The 16,806-nt window shown below is 77.1% G+C and carries 16 protein-coding genes; 7 read left to right on the forward strand and 9 right to left on the reverse strand.

Going from position 1 to position 16,806, the window contains the following annotated elements; all coding sequences use genetic code 11:
- Positions 1–105 precede the first annotated feature (105 nt).
- A complete protein-coding gene (locus ACYVOF_RS06800; RefSeq protein ID WP_460864981.1) occupies positions 106–819 on the reverse strand; it encodes an SDR family oxidoreductase in 714 nt (237 codons plus the stop codon).
- Positions 816–2,336 (reverse strand): amidophosphoribosyltransferase, encoded by a 1,521-nt coding sequence (gene purF / locus ACYVOF_RS06805; protein WP_460865021.1) that lies wholly within the window; start codon positions 2,334–2,336, stop codon positions 816–818. Before purF ends, ACYVOF_RS06800 begins: the two co-directional genes overlap by 4 nt.
- A 236-nt stretch (positions 2,337–2,572) precedes the next feature.
- Between purF and ACYVOF_RS06810 the strand changes: the two genes are divergently transcribed.
- Positions 2,573–2,887 carry a hypothetical protein gene (locus ACYVOF_RS06810; RefSeq protein WP_460864983.1) on the forward strand — a complete coding sequence of 105 codons (315 nt, stop codon included), beginning with the start codon at positions 2,573–2,575 and terminating at the stop codon, positions 2,885–2,887.
- Positions 2,884–4,632, forward strand: coding sequence for an alpha/beta hydrolase (locus ACYVOF_RS06815; protein WP_460864984.1), 1,749 nt, complete (start codon positions 2,884–2,886; stop codon positions 4,630–4,632). The genes ACYVOF_RS06810 and ACYVOF_RS06815 overlap by 4 nt, the downstream gene beginning before the upstream one ends.
- Positions 4,633–4,671: 39 nt before the next feature.
- Here ACYVOF_RS06815 and ACYVOF_RS06820 read toward each other — a convergent pair whose 3' ends face one another.
- A complete protein-coding gene (locus ACYVOF_RS06820) occupies positions 4,672–5,058 on the reverse strand; it encodes a sterol carrier family protein (RefSeq protein WP_460864986.1) in 387 nt (128 codons plus the stop codon).
- A gap of 23 nt (positions 5,059–5,081) precedes the next feature.
- On the opposite strand from ACYVOF_RS06820, the gene ACYVOF_RS06825 reads away from it, so the two are divergent.
- From ACYVOF_RS06825 to ACYVOF_RS06835, 3 genes are read left to right on the forward strand one after another with little or no spacing between them, the layout of a single operon-like run.
- Positions 5,082–5,813 carry an SGNH/GDSL hydrolase family protein gene (locus ACYVOF_RS06825; protein WP_460864988.1) on the forward strand — a complete coding sequence of 244 codons (732 nt, stop codon included), beginning with the start codon at positions 5,082–5,084 and terminating at the stop codon, positions 5,811–5,813.
- A gap of 8 nt (positions 5,814–5,821) precedes the next feature.
- Positions 5,822–6,517, forward strand: a complete 696-nt coding sequence (locus ACYVOF_RS06830) for an SGNH/GDSL hydrolase family protein (RefSeq protein WP_460864990.1) — start codon at positions 5,822–5,824, stop codon at positions 6,515–6,517.
- 38 nt (positions 6,518–6,555) lie between these two features.
- Positions 6,556–7,542: a sensor domain-containing diguanylate cyclase gene (locus ACYVOF_RS06835; RefSeq protein ID WP_460864992.1), complete on the forward strand. Its 987-nt coding sequence runs from the start codon at positions 6,556–6,558 to the stop codon at positions 7,540–7,542.
- Here ACYVOF_RS06835 and ACYVOF_RS06840 read toward each other — a convergent pair.
- A complete protein-coding gene (locus ACYVOF_RS06840) occupies positions 7,539–8,453 on the reverse strand; it encodes a haloalkane dehalogenase (protein WP_460864994.1) in 915 nt (304 codons plus the stop codon). The two genes, ACYVOF_RS06835 and ACYVOF_RS06840, sit on opposite strands and share 4 nt — an antisense overlap.
- Before the next feature lie 24 nt (positions 8,454–8,477).
- Here ACYVOF_RS06840 and ACYVOF_RS06845 point away from each other — a divergent pair, with 24 nt between their 5' ends.
- A complete protein-coding gene (locus tag ACYVOF_RS06845; RefSeq protein ID WP_460864995.1) occupies positions 8,478–8,981 on the forward strand; it encodes a mycothiol transferase in 504 nt (167 codons plus the stop codon).
- Between the two features lie 109 nt (positions 8,982–9,090).
- On the opposite strand, the gene ACYVOF_RS06850 is transcribed toward ACYVOF_RS06845, so the two are convergent.
- From ACYVOF_RS06850 to purL, 4 genes are all read right to left on the reverse strand, one after another.
- Positions 9,091–9,678 (reverse strand): hypothetical protein, encoded by a 588-nt coding sequence (locus tag ACYVOF_RS06850; protein WP_460864997.1) that lies wholly within the window; start codon positions 9,676–9,678, stop codon positions 9,091–9,093.
- 115 nt (positions 9,679–9,793) lie between these two features.
- On the reverse strand, positions 9,794–10,843 hold the full coding sequence (locus ACYVOF_RS06855; protein WP_460864999.1) for a phosphotransferase family protein: 1,050 nt from the start codon (positions 10,841–10,843) through the stop codon (positions 9,794–9,796).
- A gap of 47 nt (positions 10,844–10,890) precedes the next feature.
- A complete protein-coding gene (locus tag ACYVOF_RS06860; protein WP_460865001.1) occupies positions 10,891–11,472 on the reverse strand; it encodes an FKBP-type peptidyl-prolyl cis-trans isomerase in 582 nt (193 codons plus the stop codon).
- Positions 11,469–13,796: a phosphoribosylformylglycinamidine synthase subunit PurL gene (purL, locus tag ACYVOF_RS06865; protein ID WP_460865003.1), complete on the reverse strand. Its 2,328-nt coding sequence runs from the start codon at positions 13,794–13,796 to the stop codon at positions 11,469–11,471. Before purL ends, ACYVOF_RS06860 begins: the two co-directional genes overlap by 4 nt.
- Positions 13,797–13,895: 99 nt before the next feature.
- Between purL and ACYVOF_RS06870 the strand changes: the two genes are divergently transcribed.
- Positions 13,896–14,933, forward strand: coding sequence for an SLAC1 family transporter (locus tag ACYVOF_RS06870; RefSeq protein WP_460865004.1), 1,038 nt, complete (start codon positions 13,896–13,898; stop codon positions 14,931–14,933).
- A gap of 24 nt (positions 14,934–14,957) precedes the next feature.
- Here the strand turns inward: ACYVOF_RS06870 and ACYVOF_RS06875 are convergent, their stop codons facing one another.
- Positions 14,958–16,382, reverse strand: coding sequence for a phytoene desaturase family protein (locus tag ACYVOF_RS06875; protein ID WP_460865006.1), 1,425 nt, complete (start codon positions 16,380–16,382; stop codon positions 14,958–14,960).
- Between the last annotated feature and the right edge of the window lie 424 nt (positions 16,383–16,806).

Consider the following 16,806-nt stretch of genomic DNA (forward strand, 5'->3'; position numbering starts at 1 on the left):
TGTGCGGACGATCCCACCTGGGGCCGGCCACACTGCGGGCAGTGTGCGGACGATCCCACCTGGGGCCGGCCACACTGCGGGCAGTGTGCGGTCGGGGGGTGGGGGTCAGCTGGTCTGGCGGGCCGGGCGCAGCAGGACCTCGTTCACCGCGACGTGCGCGGGCTGGGCGACGACGTAGCGCACGGCGTCGGCCACGTCCTCGGCGTCGAGCGGCACCAGGTCGGGGTGCGACACCCCGGCGGCCAGCGGCGTGTCGACGAAGCCGGGCTCGACCACGGCCACCCGCACCCCGTCCGCGGCCACCTCCTGGCGCAGCGTCTCCGCGAACCCAGTCACGGCGAACTTGCTGGCCACGTACCCGCTCGCGGTGGGCACGGCGCGGCGCCCGGACGCCGAGGACACGAACACCACGGTCCCCGTCGAGTCCAGCAGCGCGGGCAGCGCCGCGTGGGTGCACACCATGGGCGCCAACGTGTTCAGCCGCAGCATGGTGTCCCAGTCGCGCCAGTCCGCGTCGAGCACGGGCGCGCGCACCGAGGTGCCCGCGTTGTTGACCAGCACGTCGAGCCGGCCGAAGCGGTCCACCCCGGTGTGCACCGCGGCCAGGCACTGCTCGGGGTCGGTGAGGTCGGCCTCGACCACGGTCGCGCGTCCGCCGTCGGCCTCGAGCTCCTCCTGCAGCGCGCGGAGCCGGTCCACCCGGCGGGCGACGAGCGCCACGGCGAAGCCGTCCGCGGCCAGCCCCCGGGCGGTCGCCTCCCCGATGCCCGACGACGCCCCGGTCACCAGGGCGACGCGGGCAGCGGTCGGTCGGGTCACGGCCGCGACAGGGCGGAGACGTTGTCGTTCTCGGCGGTGACGGCCGCGGCGGAGGCCGAGGTGCGCGCGGCCACGGCGGCCTCGCGGGCCACGGCGTCGGCCGCGCTCTCCAGCATCCCCTCGAGCACGTTCTTGCCGATGGCCGCCTCGCCGGGCAGCGGGATCGGGTACTCGCCGGTGAAGCACGCGGAGCACAGCCGGTTCGCGGGCTGCTCGGTGGCGCGGACCATGCCGTCCTGGGAGATGTAGCCCAGCGAGTCGGCCCCCACCGAGCGGCGCACCCCGTCGGCCACCCCGTCCTCGGTGCCCACCCCGTTGGCGATGAGCTCGGCCGGGCTGGCGAAGTCGATGCCGTAGAAGCAGGGCCAGCGCACCGGCGGGGAGGCGATGCGGACGTGGACCTCCAGCGCCCCGGCCTCGCGCAGCATCCGCACCAGCGCCCGCTGGGTGTTGCCGCGGACGATGGAGTCGTCCACCACCACGAGCCGCTTGCCGCGGATCACCTCGCGCAGCGGGTTGAGCTTGAGCCGGATGCCGAGCTGGCGGATGGTCTGCGACGGCTGGATGAACGTCCGCCCCACGTAGGCGTTCTTCACCAGGCCCTGGCCGTAGGGCAGCCCCGACTCCTGCGCGTAGCCGATCGCGGCGGGGGTGCCCGACTCGGGGACGGGGATGACCAGGTCGGCGTCGACGGGGTGCTCCCGGGCCAGCCGACGGCCGATCTCGACCCGGGTGGCGTGCACCGAGCGGCCGGAGATCGTGGAGTCGGGCCGGGCGAGGTAGACGTACTCGAAGACGCAGCCCTTGGGCTCCGCGCTGGCGAAGTGGGTGGAGCGCAGCCCGTCGGCGTCGATGGCCAGCAGCTCGCCGGGCTCGATCTCCCGGACGTAGGACGCCCCGACGATGTCCAGCGCCGCCGTCTCGCTCGCCACCACCCAGCCGCGGTCGAGCCGGCCCAGCACCAGCGGGTGCACGCCGTGCGGGTCGCGGGCCGCGTAGAGGGTGTGCTCGTCCATGAAGGCCAGGCAGAACGCGCCGCGCAGGGTGGGCAGCAGGGCCATGGCCGCCGCCTCGATGGTGGTGTCCGCGGCGGCGTGGGCCAGCAGCGCGGCGATGAGGTCGGAGTCGGTCGTCGGCCGGTTGCCGATCTTGGGGGCCAGCAGGCCGATCTCGCGGACCCGCGCGGCCAGCTCGGCGGTGTTGACCAGGTTGCCGTTGTGGCCCAGCGCCAGCCCGCTGCCCGCCGCCGTGGTGCGGAAGGTGGGCTGCGCGTTCTCCCACGACGTCGAGCCCGTCGTGGAGTACCGGGTGTGGCCGACGGCGATGTGGCCCTTCATGGCGGCCAGGGTCTGCTCGTCGAACACCTGGCTGACCAGGCCGAGGTCCTTGAACACCAGCACCTGGGCGCCGTCGCCGACGGCGATGCCCGCCGCCTCCTGGCCGCGGTGCTGCAGCGCGTACAGCCCGTAGTAGCTGAGCTTGGCCACGTCCTCGCCCGGGGCCCAGACGCCGAACACGCCGCACTCCTCGCGGGGGGCCTGCTCGCCGCCGTCGTCGAGCGGGGCTGCCGCGGGTGCGCCCGGCTGCTCGGCGACGTCGGGGAGGTCGGACGAGCTGGGGTGGTTCACCTGGCGGCACTCCCTCACGGGGCTGGGGTGGGCAGCGCCCAGCCTACGGCCCGCGGGGCGCCGTGCCGCACGGCGCCGCGGGCACCCCGTCGGAACCCGTGGCGCCGGTGCCACGTCGGAGCGGGGTGAGCCCCACCCCGCCCCCGCTGGCCGTGTCCCCCGCCGCGCTGCGCGCCGCTGCCCGCACCCTGCGCGACGCCGCGGCGCGCTCCGCCGACGCCACCACGCTCGTCGAGCGCACCCGGCTGACCAGCGTCGACGTCGGCGCGGAGGGTGACGCCGTGCGCGCCGCCGTGCACCGCCTTGCCGACCGGGCCGGGAGCCGGCTGGCGGCGCTGGCCACGGCGCTGGACGACGACGCCGCGCGGCTCGTCCGCTGCGCGCAGGACTACGTGAGCAGCGACACGGTCGCGGCGCACCGGTTGGCGGGGCCCCGGTGACCCTGGAGCCGCTGCTGCGCCACCGCGCCCTGACCACCCCGGCGGTGGGGGTGGAGCGCCTCGCGGCGGCGGACGGGCTGGGCGACCGGCTCGCGGGGGTCGCGGCGACGCTGCAGGACACCGGCCGCGACCTCGGCGCCGCCTGGTCGGGGCTGGCGGCCGACGCCGCGGGCCGCGCCCGGGCCCGCCGGGCTGCCGAGGTGTCCGCCCTGACCGACGACGCGGGCGCCCTGGTGCTGCTGCTGGCGGCCGTGCTGGAGGCGCAGCACCGCGCCCGGGTCGACGCCGACCGCGTCCTGGCCGTGTGGTGGGCGACCGCCGTGGTGTGGCCGGCGTGGGCGCCTGTCGCGGTCGTGGCCGGGCGGTGGGCGTGCTCGGCCCTGGAGCGGGTGGGCGACACCCTGCGCCGGGACCTGGAGCGCGTCGCCCGCGAGCTCGACGGGCTGTTCCCCGGCCGGGTGGGCGGTGACCAGGCCGGGCTGCTGGTGCCGCGGGTCGTCGACGACCGGGGCCTGGCCGCGGTGGTGGTGCCGCCGGCGGGCACGTCCCCCGCCGCGGTGGCCGCGTGGTGGGCCCGCGTCGGCCCGCTCGACCTGTCCACCCTCGACGCGGGCGCGCTCGACGCGCTGGCGCAGCGCCCCGGGCTGCCGCCGGCCGTGCTCGACGCGGTCAACCGGCGCCGGCTCGACCGCGACACCCGGCTCGCCGGGACCGTCGGGGACCGGGCGCGCGCGGTGTGGGCCACCCTCGACGAGGCCATGGCCGCCGCCGCGGACCCCCCGCTCGGCCCGGTGCTGCTGCTCGGCTACTCCCCGGACGGGCCCGGACGGGTGGCGGTCTCCTTCGGTGACCCGTCCGTGGCCGACACGGTCGCGGTGACCGTGCCGGGCACCTCGAACGCCCCGGGGTCCCCCGGGCTGACCGACCAGGCCGTGGCCCTGCGGCGCGCGCTCGACGCGGACGCGCCCGGCACCCGCAGCGCCACCGTCACCTGGCTGGGCTACGACGCGCCCGACTCCCTCACCGACCCCGACGTCACGTCCCCGGCCGGGGCGCGGGACGGGGCGCCGCGGCTGGTGGCCGACGTCGCCGGCTGGGCGGCCGCCGCCGACGCCGCCGGGGTCACCGGGCAGCGCGTCACCGCCCTCGGGCACTCCTACGGCAGCACCGTCGTCGGGCTCGCGGCGGCGCAGGGCCTGGCGGTGGACGACGTCGTCCTCGTCGGCTCCCCCGGCGCGGGCGTGGCCTCGGCGGACGGGCTCGGGGTCGCGCCCGGCCACGTGTGGGTGGGGGCCACCGAGCACGACCCGGTCGTCGAGGCCAGCGGGGGCCGCTGGTTCTCCCCCGCGGGGCCCGGCACCGGGGTGTACGACCCGGGCTTCGGCGCCCGCCGTTTCGCGACGCCGTCCGAGGCGGGCCTGACGTCGGCCCACAGCGGGTACTACGCACCGGGCTCCCCGTCGCTGGCCAACCTCTCGGCCATCACCCGCGGCGCCCCCGCGGAGGTGACCGGCCCGGGCCTGCTCGACAGCCCCGCGGCGGCCGACCCGCGCGCCGCCCTGCTGGACCTGCTGACCGACCCGGCGCGGGGCCGGGTGTCCGCCCTGCTGGACGGTGACCCCGCCGGCGCCGTCACCGGGGCGGCCGGGGCGCTCGCCGGCACCCTGGCCGACGTGCTCGACGCCGGGGTCGGCGAGGTCGGGCGGGGCGCGGTCGCCCTGGGCACCGCCCTGGGCCTGCGCTGAACGACCGGCTGCACCGACCTGCTCGGCCGGGCACAGCCCCTACAGCGGCAGCAGCGGCAGCCAGTGGCCGATCTCGGTGGCCCGGGTGCCCGACGCGGTGAGCACCCCCGCGGCCAGCGCGGCCTCCAGCGTGGTGGCGCCGGTGACGAGCTGCAGCCACGTGCGGGCGTCGGTCTCCACCACGTTCGGCGGGGTTCCCCGGGTGTGGCGGGGCCCGGCCACGGCCTGCACGGCGACGAACGGCGGCACCCGGACCTCGACGCTGGCCCCGGGGGCGGCGGCGGCCAGGGCCCGCGCGGAGAGCCGCACCGCCGCGGCCAGCTCGGGGCGGGCCGGGGCGGGCTGCCCGGCGTCGGCCAGCCAGCCCGCGACGGCGAGCACCGCTGCCCGCACCGCGGCGGCGTCGACGGTGCTGCGGGAGGCCACGACCCGAGCCTAGGGTGCTCGCCGTGGGTCGGGACGCGGTGCTGCGGGCGGTCGTCACCGTGGTCGCCTCGACGGGCCTGCTGGCCGCACGGGCCCAACGGGTCGTGGGCCAGGCCGACGCCCACGCCGCGCACTGGCGCGCCCGGGCCACCCGGCCCGGCGAGCTGACCTACCTGGCCCTGGGGGACTCGCTCACCGCGGGCATCGGGGCCCGTGATCCCGAGCAGGGCCTGGTCGGGCTGGTGGCCGCGCGCCTCGCCGCCGCCCGGGCGACCACGGTGCGGGTGGTCAACCTCGGCGTCAGCGGCGCCACCCTGGCCGACCTGCTCGCCGAGCAGCTGCCGCGGGCGCGCCGGGTGCTCGACGCGGGCCCCGTCGACCTCGTCACCGTGTGCATCGGCGCGAACGACGCCGGCACCACCGACCCCGCCGCGTTCGCCGCGGGGCTCACCGAGCTGCTGGCGGCGCTGCCCGACGGCGCGCTGGTCTCCGACGTGCCCAGCTTCCAGGGCGGGCACCGCGCCGCGGAGGCGGCCGAGCTGGCCCGCACCGCCCGCACCGTGCTGGCCGCGCACCCGCGGCTGGTGGCCGTGGGGGTCGAGGCGGCGACCACGGGCATGGGCGTGCGGGAGTTCTCCGGCGACCTCTTCCACCCCGGCCCCCGCGGCTACCGCCGCTACGCCGACGCGTTCTGGGCGGCGCTGGTCAGCGCCCGGGGGCGCGCGCCCGAACCCCCCACCGGGTCGGCCGCGTAGACCTCCTCGTGCTCCCCCGCCTCCTCGCCGCCGGCGCCGGCCTGCTCGTCGTGCGTGCCCTGCGGGTGCGCCTGTCCGTCGCGCCGCGCCGCCGCTGGTGGGACGCCCACCGCACCCCGGGCGGCCTGCGGCTGGTGGTCCTGGGCGACTCGCTGACCCAGGGCACCGGGTCGAGCACGCCCGCCACCTCCTACGTCGGGCGCCTCGCCGCGGAGCTCGCCGTCCGCACGGGCCGCGACGTCGACGTCGACAACCGCGCCGTCTACGGGGCCAAGGTCGCCGACGTCCTCGCCCACCAGCTGCCGCCGGCCGGTGCGGACCTCGCGACGGCCGACCTGGTGACGCTGTGCGTGGGGTCGAACGACGCGGGCCGCACCGAGCCGGAGGTGTTCCGGGAGCGGCTGCGGGCCGCGGTGGCGGCGCTGCCCGCGGGGTCGGTCGTCGGGGACGTGCCGGAGTTCCAGTGGGGGCCCCGGGTGCCGCAGGCCGCGGCGCTGTCGCAGGTGGTGCGCGACGTGGTGGCCGAGCACGGCGGCCTCGTCCTGGCCCCCGTCGAGCGGGAGACGACGGGGACGTCGATCCGCACCGAGCTGGCCGGGGACTTCTTCCACCCCAACGACCGCGGCCACGCCCGCATCGCGCGGGCCTTCCTCGCCGCGCTCGACGCGCTGGTGCCGGACGGGCGCGCACCCCGGGGCGGGTGAGTGCGGGCCGCGGCGTCGGGTTCCCTACTGTGGGGCCGGTGACGCAGAGCGACACCCGGGCCGCCGCGCCGGTCGCGCCCGGCCTGGTGCCGGAGCGGACCTTCGACGCCGCGTGCCGCCAGGTCGTCGACTACCTCCGGGCCGGCACCCCGCTGGGGATGTGGGCGGTGACCCGGGTCGTCGACGGCCGCCAGGTCCTGCTGACGGCGGACGACGAGGCCTACGGGCTGGCCGCGGGCGCGGAGATCCCGTTCGCCGCCTCCCCGTGCCGCGTGATGGTGGCCGGCGGCGGACCCGCCGTGGTCGACGACGTCGCCGCGGACCCCGACTACGCCGCGGTCCCCCTCGCCGGGCAGGTCCCGCTGGGGGCCTACGTGGGCACCCCGATCGTCTGGCCGGACGGCGCGCTGTTCGGCACGGTGTGCGGGTTCGACCCCCGCGCCCGGCCCGGGGAGCTCACCGGCCTCGAGCCGCTGCTGCGGCTGCTGTCCCTGCTGCTCTCGGCCGTGCTGCAGTCCGACACCACCGCCACCGCCCTGGCCCGGGAGCTGGAGCAGGTGCGCGGCGAGGCGGAGACCGACGCGCTGACCGGGCTGCTCAACCGCCGGGGGTGGGACCGGTTCCTCGCCGACGAGGAGGCGCGGTACCGCCGCTTCGGCGACCCGGCCGCCGTGGTCGTCCTCGACCTCGACCGGCTCAAGGCGGTCAACGACGCCGAGGGGCACGCGGCGGGGGACCGCTACATCCAGCGCGCGTCCGGGGCGCTGACGGCGGCGGTGCGTCCCGGCGACGTCCTCGCCCGGCTCGGCGGCGACGAGTTCGGGGTGGTGGCCGTGGGCGCCGACGCGGCCCGGGCGCAGGACCTGGTGGCCCGGCTGGGCGAGGCGCTGGCCGACGCGGGGGTGTCGGGCTCCATCGGGCAGGCGCCGTACTCGGTGGTGGCGGGGTTTCCCGGGGCGTGGGCGGCGGCCGACGAGGCGATGTACGCGGCGAAGCGGGCCCGCCGCGCCGGGCAGGCAGGCTAGCCGCGCACCTCGGCGACGACGCGGGCGACGACGGCAGCCAGCTCCGGGCCGGCGTCCTCCTGCAGGAAGTGCCCGGCGCCGCTGATGACCGGGTGCTCCCGGCCCTGCGCCCCGGGCACGAGCTTGCGGAACGGGCCGTCCCCGCCCGCCGTGATGGGGTCGCGGTCGGAGTAGGCGCAGACGAACGGGGCGTCCCACCGGGCGAGCTGCTGCCAGGCCGCGCGGTTGGCGACGGCCCCCGGGTCGTCGGGCTCGGTGGGGATGAGGGCGGGGAAGGCGCGCACGCCCTCCTTGTAGCCCTCGTCGGGGAAGGGCGCGTCGTAGGCGGCGAGGACGTCGGCGGGCACGTCGGAGGTGGTGGCGCCGGCCACCATGCGGCTGACGGAGAACTCCGGGGTGGTCGCGGCGTAGTCGCGGAACGCGTACCAGGCGTCGGACATCCGGTGACGGCCGTCGGGCAGGCCCGTGTTCGCGGCGACGACAGCGGCGAAGCGCTCCGGGTGCTCGGCGACGAGCCGCAGCCCGATCAGCCCGCCCCAGTCCTGGCCGAGCAGGGTGATCCCGCTCAGGTCGCGGGCCTCGAGCACCTGGCGGACCCAGTCGACGTGGCGGGCGTAGGTGTACGCGGTGCGCGAGGCGGGCTTGTCGGAGCGGCCGAAGCCGACGAGGTCGGGCACCACCACCCGGCAGCCGGCCTGCACCAGCGGGGGGACCACGGTGCGGTACAGGTAGCTCCACGTCGGCTCCCCGTGCAGGGCCAGCACGACCGGCCCGTCGGCGGGGCCCTCGTCGAGGTGGTGCACGCGCAGCGAGCCGTCCTCCCCCTCGGTGGTGACCTCGAGCCAGTGCGGGGCGAAGTCGTAGCCCGGCAGGTCGTCGAAACGCTCGTCCGGCGTCCGCAGCACGTCCATGGCCGCGACCCTACGGTGGGAGCCATGGACGTCGAGGACGTGATGACGGAGCTGTTCGAGCGGGTGCGGGCCCTGGTGCCGACGGTGCTGGAGGGGCTGGACGACGAGGCGCTGGCCACCCGGCCGGACGGGCGGGGCAACAGCGTCGCGTGGCTGGTGTGGCACACCGCGCGGGTGCAGGACGACCACGTCAGCGGGGTCGCCGGGACCGAGCAGGTGTGGACGGCCGACGGCTGGTCCTCCCGCTTCGGCCTGGACCTGCCGGTGGAGGACTTCGGCTACGGCCACGGCGACGCCGAGGTGGCGACGGTGCGCGCGCCGGGCGAGCTCCTGGCCGGCTACCACGCGGCCGTGGCCGACCGGACCGCCGAGTACCTCCGGGGGCTCACCGCCGCCGACCTCGACCGCGTCGTCGACGAGCACTGGGACCCGCCGGTGACCCTGGGGGTGCGGCTGGTCAGCGTCGTCGGCGACACCACTCAGCACCTCGGCCAGGCCGCCTACGTCCGGGGCCTGCTCCTGGGCTGACCGCGGGTGGTCCCGGGACGCCCCGGCCCATCGGATCCGCGCTGGGGGCCGTCCCGTCGGTCCGGGCTCGGAGGAGTGGGCGCGGACGTCCCCGGACGGCGGACGACCGTCACGGCGCGGCCGCGCCGGCCACGGCGGTGCGCAGCTCGGCCACCCGCCCGACCTGGCGGCGGCGCGAGCGCACGGAGCTCACCAGCGCGAGCACACCCACGGCGGCGAGCGGCCACACCCACCACCGGTCGTGCCCGTTGACGAGAACCGCGGTGAGCGACAGGGACATGCCCACCACCTGCAGCGCGGCGCCGCCCCGCTGCGCGCCCATCTGGTCGAGCAGCTCCTCCGCCCGGTGCAACGCCACGGTCCTCGCCTCGCGGTCCGCCGGCACCGGTCCCCGGCGGGCGGCCCGGGCGATCGCGGCCACCTCGGCGGGGTCCCGGTCCGCCACGGGGAGCAGGCAGTGCCGCAGCCGCCGCAGCCGGGGCGCGGCGAGCGGTGCGACGGCCACCCCGACCAGCGCAGCGACGACGGCGGCGACACCGAGCGCGGCGGGTGACGGGCGCGGGTCGGGCAGCAGCGCGAGGCCCAGCGCGGTCGCGGCCACGAGGACGACCGCACCCACCCCGGCCTGCAGCGCCACCTGGACCCGGACGGGCGCCAGCAGCACCCGGCCGCGCACGGCGTCGAGGCTGGGCAGCACCGGCCCAGGATGGCACCGCGGCTGCCCCGGGACGTCCGGAACCACCGGATCCGCGCGGGGGGCCGCCTCGTCGGTCGGGGCGCGCAGGAGTGGGCGCGGGCGTCCCGGGACGGGCTCAGCCCAGGGTGCGCAGCCCCTCGTCGACGAACTGCGGCACGACCGAGGCGATCGCGGAGACGTCCCCGCCCCCCTGCGCCCCCTGCTGGGCCCGGTAGAGGATCCCCTCGGCGATGACGGCGATCTTGAAGCACGCCAGGGCGAGGTAGAAGTCCCAGTCCCCCAGGTCGCGGCCCGACGCGCTCGCGTAGGCCTCCACGACCGCGTCGGTCGAGGGCCAGCGGTCGTTGGTCGCGGCGGTGTCGTTGCCGTGGATGGAGTTGAAGAACGGCAGCTTGTAGACGCACATCGTGGCCAGGTCGCTGAGCGGGTCGCCCAGGGTGGCCATCTCCCAGTCGACGACGGCGAGCACGCGGCCCGGGTCGTCGGCGGCGAGGATGGTGTTGTCGATGCGGTAGTCGCCGTGGACGATCGACGCGGCCGAGTGCTCGGGCACCCGGGACTCCAGCGCGGCGTGCAGCCGGTCGAGCTCGGGCAGCTCGCGGGTGTGGACGTGGCCCCACTGCCGCTTCCAGGTGGCCACCTGGCGGCGCACGTAGCCGTCGGGCTTGCCGAAGCCGCCGAGGCCCACCGCGTCCTGGTCCACCGCGTGCAGCGCGACGAGCACCCGCACCAGCTCGTCGGAGCAGGCCCGCACCTCGTCGTCGGTCAGCTCGTCGACCTCGGAGGACAGCCGCACCACCCGGCCGGAGAGGTGCTCGACGACGGTGAACGGGGCCCCCATCACGGCGGTGTCCTCGCAGAACGCGACCGTGCCGGCGACGGGGACCTCGGTGCCCTGCAGCCCGGAGGTCACCGCCCACTCCCGCGCCATGTCGTGCGCCGACGGGGTGAGCCCGGCCGTCGGCGGCCGGCGGACCACCAGGTCGTGCGTGCCCTCGTCCTGCACCCGGTAGGTGAGGTTGGAGCGGCCGCCCTGCAGCAGGGTGGCGCTGAGCTCCCCCGTCAGCTCGACCCCCTGGCCCCGCAGGAACGCGTTGAGCGCGGCGAGGTCCAGCCCCGGCAGGTCGGTCTCTCCCGGGCGGGTGCCGTGTGTGTCCTGGGTCATGCCGCGACCCTAGCCAGGCCGTGCCCGGCGGGGTCGGCCAGGACCGCTCAGCGCACGCCCACGAGGTCGACGACGAACACCAGCGTCGAGCCCGCGGGCAGCCCCGGCTGGGCCCGCTGGCCGTAGCCGAGCTCGGGCGGGATGACGATCTCGCGGCGGCCGCCGACCTTCATGCCCTCGATGCCCCCGGCGAACCCGGGCACCACCCGGTTGAGCGGGAAGCTGATCGGGTCGGTGCCGCGCCGCCAGGAGGAGTCGAAGACCGAGCCGTCGGAGTACAGCGCCCCGACGTAGCGGACGTCGACGGTCGCGCTGGCCGTGGCGAGCTCCCCGGTGCCCTCGACGACGTCGGAGACGACCAGCCCGGCCGGGGGCGTGCCGGTGCCGGCGGTGAGCGTCGGGGCCGTGCCGAGGTCGCCGGGGTTGCCCTGCAGCAGCGGGACCGTCGGGTCACCGGCGGCGACCGTGGTGGCCTCCGGGGACACCGTCCGGCTGCTGGGCGCGCTGCTCGCTGCGCCGGCCGTGGTCGTCGTGGTCGTGCTGCCCGCGTCGCTGCTCGAGCACCCCGCGAGAGCGGCGAGCGCGAGCACGGCGCCGGCGGCGCGCAGCCCGCAGCGTCGCCGCGTCACGCCGTCACGCCCTCGGCGAGCGCCTCGGCGGTGGCGACGACGGAGCCGAACAGCCGGGGCAGGGTGGCCTCGAACGTCTCCCGCAGCTCGGCCAGGGTGACCGAGAACTGGCCCTGCACCTCGAGGGAGTCGCTGCCGTCGTCGACCACCCCGATGCGCACCCACGGCAGCCCGCGGGCGGTGCACATCCCGGTGAAGCGGGTCTCCTCGGTGCGCGGCACGGCCACGAGCACCCGGCCGGTGGACTCGCTGAACAGGGTGACGAACGGGTCGGCCCCCTCGGGCAGCAGCACCCGGCACCCCGTCTCCCCGGCCAGCGCGGCCTCGACGACGGCCTGGGCCAGCCCGCCCTCGGAGAGGTCGTGCGCGGCCGAGAGCAGCCCGTCGCGGGACCCGGCCAGCAGGATGTCGGCCAGCAGCTGCTCGCGGGCCAGGTCGACCCGCGGTGGCACCCCGCCGAGGTGGTCGTGGACCACCTGCGACCAGGTCGACCCGTCGAGCTCGTCGTGGGTGTCGCCGAGCAGGATCAACGTCTCGCCGGGCTCGTGGCCGAACCCGGTGGGGATGCGGCGGTGCACGTCGTCGATCACCCCGAGCACCCCGACCACGGGGGTGGGCAGGATCGGGGTGGCGCCGGTCTGGTTGTAGAAGCTGACGTTGCCCCCGGTCACGGGGATGCCGAGCTCGACGCAGCCGTCGGCCAGCCCGCGGACGGCCTCGCTGAACTGCCACATCACGCCCGGGTCCTCCGGGGAGCCGAAGTTCAGGCAGTTGGTCACCGCCACCGGGGTGGCGCCGGTGACGGCGACGTTGCGGAACGCCTCGGCCAGCGCGAGCTGCGCGCCCCGGTAGGGGTCCAGCGCGGTGTAGCGGCCCGAGGCGTCGGTGGCCAGGGCGATGCCGCGGCCGGTGGCCTCGTCGACGCGGACGACGCCGGCGTCGGCGTGCTCGGCCAGCACGGTGTTGCCGCGGACGTAGCGGTCGTACTGCTCGGTGACGAAGCGGCGGCTGCACAGCTGCGGCGAGCCGACCATCCGCAGCAGCGTCGCCCGCAGCTCCTCGGGGGTGCCGGGCCGGTCGAGGCCGGCGGTGGTGTCGGCGACGAGGGCGTCCTGCTGCTCGGGCCGGGCGACCGGGCGGGAGTACACCGGGCCCTCGTGGGCGACGGTGCGAGCGGGCACGTCGACCACGGTCTCGCCGTGCCAGTCGATGACGAGGTGCTCGCCGTCGGTGACCTCACCGATGACGGTCGCCAGGGTGTCCCACCTGGCGCACACGGCGAGGAAGGCGTCGACGTTCTCCGGGGTGACCACGGCGCACATGCGCTCCTGGGACTCCGAGCTGAGCACCTCCGCCGGCGTCATCCCCGTGGCGCGCAGCGGCACCGCGTCCAGGTCGACGTGCATGCCGCCGTCGCCCGCGCTGGCCAGCTCGGAGGTGGCGCAGGACAGGCCCGCACCGCCGAGGTCCTGGATGCCGACGACGAGCCCGGCGGCGTACAGCTCCAGGCAGCACTCGATGAGGACCTTCTCGGTGAACGGGTCCCCCACCTGCACCGCGGGCAGCTTCCCCCGCCCGGTCCCACCGGACTCGTCGAACGTCTCGCTGGCCAGCACGCTGACCCCGCCGATGCCGTCGAGGCCCGTCCGCGCGCCGAACAGGATGATCTTGTTGCCGGCCCCGGAGGCGAACGCGAGGTGCATGTCCTCGACCCGCATCACCCCGGCGCACAGCGCGTTGAGCAGCGGGTTGCCGGCGTAGGAGGGGTCGAAGACGAGCTCGCCGCCCACGTTGGGCAGGCCCAGGGAGTTCCCGTACCCCCCGACGCCGGCGACGATCCCGGAGAGCACGCGGCGGGTGTCGGGGGCGTCGGCGGCGCCGAAGCGCAGCTGGTCCATGACCGCGACCGGGCGGGCGCCCATGGCCATGATGTCGCGGACGATGCCGCCGACCCCGGTGGCCGCGCCCTGGTACGGCTCGACGTAGCTGGGGTGGTTGTGGCTCTCGACCTTGAACGTCACGGCCCAGCCGTCGCCGATGTCGACCACGCCCGCGTTCTCCCCGATGCCGGCGAGCATCCGCGCCCGCATGGCGTCGGTCGTCGTCTCCCCGAAGTACTTGAGGTGGACCTTGGAGGACTTGTAGGAGCAGTGCTCGCTCCACATCACCGAGTACATGGCCAGCTCGGCGTCGGTGGGCCGGCGGCCGAGGATCTCCCGGATGCGGGCGTACTCGTCGTCCTTGAGGCCGAGCTCGCGGAACGGCTGCGGCTGGTCGGGCGTCACGGCCGCGGTGGCGACGGTGTCGGTGCTCGGGGTCGTCACGGCCCCAGGGTAGTCGGGCCGCCGTGTGTGATTTCTGCAGCCATGAGGCGAGGTACCGCTCACAGGCGAGGCGCGGCGGCACCTGGCACGCTCGCCGCCGTGCGCCGCCTGCTGACCTCGCTCGAGCCGCGCTGGTTCACCGCCGTCATGGGCACGGCCGTCATCGCCGTCGCGGGAGCGAAGCTGGGCCTGCCCGGGGTGCGGGTGGTCAGCTGGGTCGCGCTCGTCGTCGCCGCAGCCCTGCTGGTGGCGCTGCTCCTGGGCAGCGCCGGGCACTGGCTGGCCGCGCCGCGGACCGCGACCGAGGAGGTGCGCCGCCCGTCGTCACGCTCGCTGGCCGGCGCCCCGCCGATCGCGCTGCTCGCCGTGAGCGGGGCGCTGAGCGCGCTGGCGCTCTCGTGGCAGGGGGTCTCGGTCGTCCTGTGGGTGCTGGGCACGGCGATCGGGGTGGTGACGGCCCTGCTCGTGCCCGTCACGGTGCTCGGCCAGGGCGAGGTCAGCCCGACGGTCCTGCTGGCCGCCGCCCCGCCGGTGGTGTCGGTCTCCACCGGCATCCCGCTGCTGGGCGTGCTGCCCGCGGGGCAGGCGCGGGTGGTCGCGGTCGTGCTGGCCTACGGCGCGGCGGGCGGGGTGCTGCTGCTCACCGCGGGGCTGACGCTGCTGGTCGTCGGCCGCGTCACCCGGGAGGGCGGCATCCACGGCCAGGGCGAGCCCGGGGTGTGGGTGGTGCTCGGCGCGCTGGCCCAGGGGGTCGCCGCGATCACGCTGACCGACGCGCAGGCCCCGGAGGTGCTGGGGCCGCGGCTGGGGCCGGCCGTGCAGGGCGCGGGGACGCTGCTCGCGTTCGTGCTGTGGGGCACGGCGCTGGCCGTGCTGGCCGTGGTGGTGGGCCTGACCGTGGCCGAGCTGCGCGCCGGGCTGGGGTTCGGGCTGTCCTGGTGGAGCGTCACGTTCCCGTTCGGCTCGCTGGTCACCGCGACGACGGGGGTGTCCCAGGCGGTCGACGCGTCGTCGCTGCGGCTGCTGGCCGAGGCCCAGTGGGTGGTGCTCGTCGTGCTCGTGCTGGCCGTGGGCGCGGCGACGGTGCGGGCGGTGGTCCGCGGTGACCTGCTGCCCCGGGAGCCCGCGCCGGCCTGAGCGGCCCCAGCGCCAGGGCCCGGGTCAGCCCCGGGCCAGCGCGTCGCCCGCCGCGGTCCAGCCGCCCATGCCGTGCACGCCGCCGCCCGGGGCGATCGAGGACGAGCACAGCGAGACGCCGTCGATCGGGGTCCGCCACGGGTGCGGCGGCAGCACCGGGCGGCGCAGGAACTGCACCAGGTCCTGCGCGCCGCCGCCGAGGTCGCCGCCGATGAGGTTGGGGTTCCAGGCCTGCAGCGCCGCGGGGCTGAACGCGTGCCGGCCGAGCACGCGGTCGCGGAAGCCCGGGGCGTGCCGCTCGACCTGCGCCTCGATGGCCTCGGTCTGGTCCAGGGTCGAGCCGTTGGGCACGTGGCAGTACGCCCAGAAGGTGTGCTTGCCCTCCGGGGCCCGGGTCGCGTCGGCCACGCTCGCCTGGACCGTGAGCACGTACGGCCGCTCCGGGTGCCCGCCGCGGGCCACCTCGTTCTCGGCGGCGGCGATCTCCTCCAGCGTGCCGCCGAGGTGCACGGTGCCGGCCCCGGCCAGGGCCTCGTCCCGCCACGGCACCGGCCCGTCGAGGGCCCAGTCGAGCTTGAACACCCCGGGGCCGCGGCGGAAGGCCTGCATCCGGCGGCGGTACCCGGCGGGCAGCCGGTCCCCGGCCAGCTCGACGAGCTGCTGCGGGGAGACGTCGAGCAGGGTGTGCGGCGCGGGGGGCAGCTCGCCGAGGTCCCGCACACGGGTGCCGGTGTGGATCTCCCCGCCCAGCTCGCGCAACCGCGCGGCGAGCACCTCACCGAGCACCCCCGTGCCGCCCTGCACCAGCGGCCAGCCGACGGAGTGGGCCAGCGCGGCCAGCAACACGCCGTAGCCCCCGGACACGAGCTGGGTGAACGCGAGCTCGGAGTGCCCGGCCATGCCGGCGAACAGCCCGCGGCCCTGCTCGGTGCGGAACACCCGGCCCAGCACGCTCGCCGGCAGGACCCCCGTGGCCCCGAAGCGCGCCGCCGCGAGCGGGCCCGGCGGGAGCCCGGCGAACGGCGCCAGCAGGGTGTCGACGAGCGGGTCGCCGGCCGCGGCGGCGGAGCCGACCAGCGCCCGCCAGGCGACGCCGTCGCGGCCGAGCCCGCGGGCGGTCTCGTCGACGGAGCGGTGCAGCACCCCGGCCGCCCGGCCCTCGAGGGCGTGGGCGGCGGGCGTGGGCGGGTGGCACCAGGTGACGTCGGGGTCCAGCGCCCGGAAGGCGGGGGACGCCACCGCGAGGGGCACCACCGTCGCCCCGACGTCGTGGTGGAAGCCCGGCAGCGTCAGCTCCTCGGTGCGCAGCGAGCCGCCGACGCGGTCCTCGCCCTCGACCAGCAGCACCTTGCGGCCGGCGAGCGCGAGCCGCAGCGCCCCCACGAGGCCGTTCTGCCCGGCGCCGACGACGACCGCGTCGAACCCGTCGGCCGCGCTCGGTGCACCCATGGCCCGAGTGTGTCCGACGGGGGACGGCCGCGCCGCGCCGGCAGGACCACGACGCGACGCGACGCTCACCGCGAAGACAATTGTCGGACGTGTCCCGAACGAACGACCCGCCATTTCTCATCACTCTCCGACGCCGTTCCGCCACCGTGCGACGTATCCACGCCTGAGCCGACGTCACCCGCAGTGACCTGCATCGACGGTGCACAACCGCGGTGTGCCCACCCGGTCGTCGGACGCATCACCCACTCGGGTCGAGACGCTTGTCGACCATTCCTGAAAACGACACCATGGTCCGGCTCGCCCCCATTCCCCAGACCCCGCCGGAGCGACCCGTGCCCCCCAGGCTGCCCACCGTCGTCCGCGCGGCCTGCGCCGCGACCACGCTCGCGCTGCTCGCCCCGCTCACCGCGGCGCTGGCCGACCG

The organism is Rhodococcus aerolatus (assembly GCF_054783215.1).

Bases quoted from the DNA above. Each gene is read 5' to 3' on its own strand.
- ACYVOF_RS06855 (WP_460864999.1), bottom strand. From the start codon at position 10,843: ATGACCCAGGACACACACGGCACCCGCCCGGGAGAGACCGACCTGCCG.
- ACYVOF_RS06840 (WP_460864994.1), bottom strand. From the start codon at position 8,453: ATGGACGTGCTGCGGACGCCGGACGAGCGTTTCGACGACCTGCCGGGC.
- ACYVOF_RS06845 (WP_460864995.1), top strand. From the start codon at position 8,478: ATGGACGTCGAGGACGTGATGACGGAGCTGTTCGAGCGGGTGCGGGCC.
- ACYVOF_RS06875 (WP_460865006.1), bottom strand. From the start codon at position 16,382: ATGGGTGCACCGAGCGCGGCCGACGGGTTCGACGCGGTCGTCGTCGGC.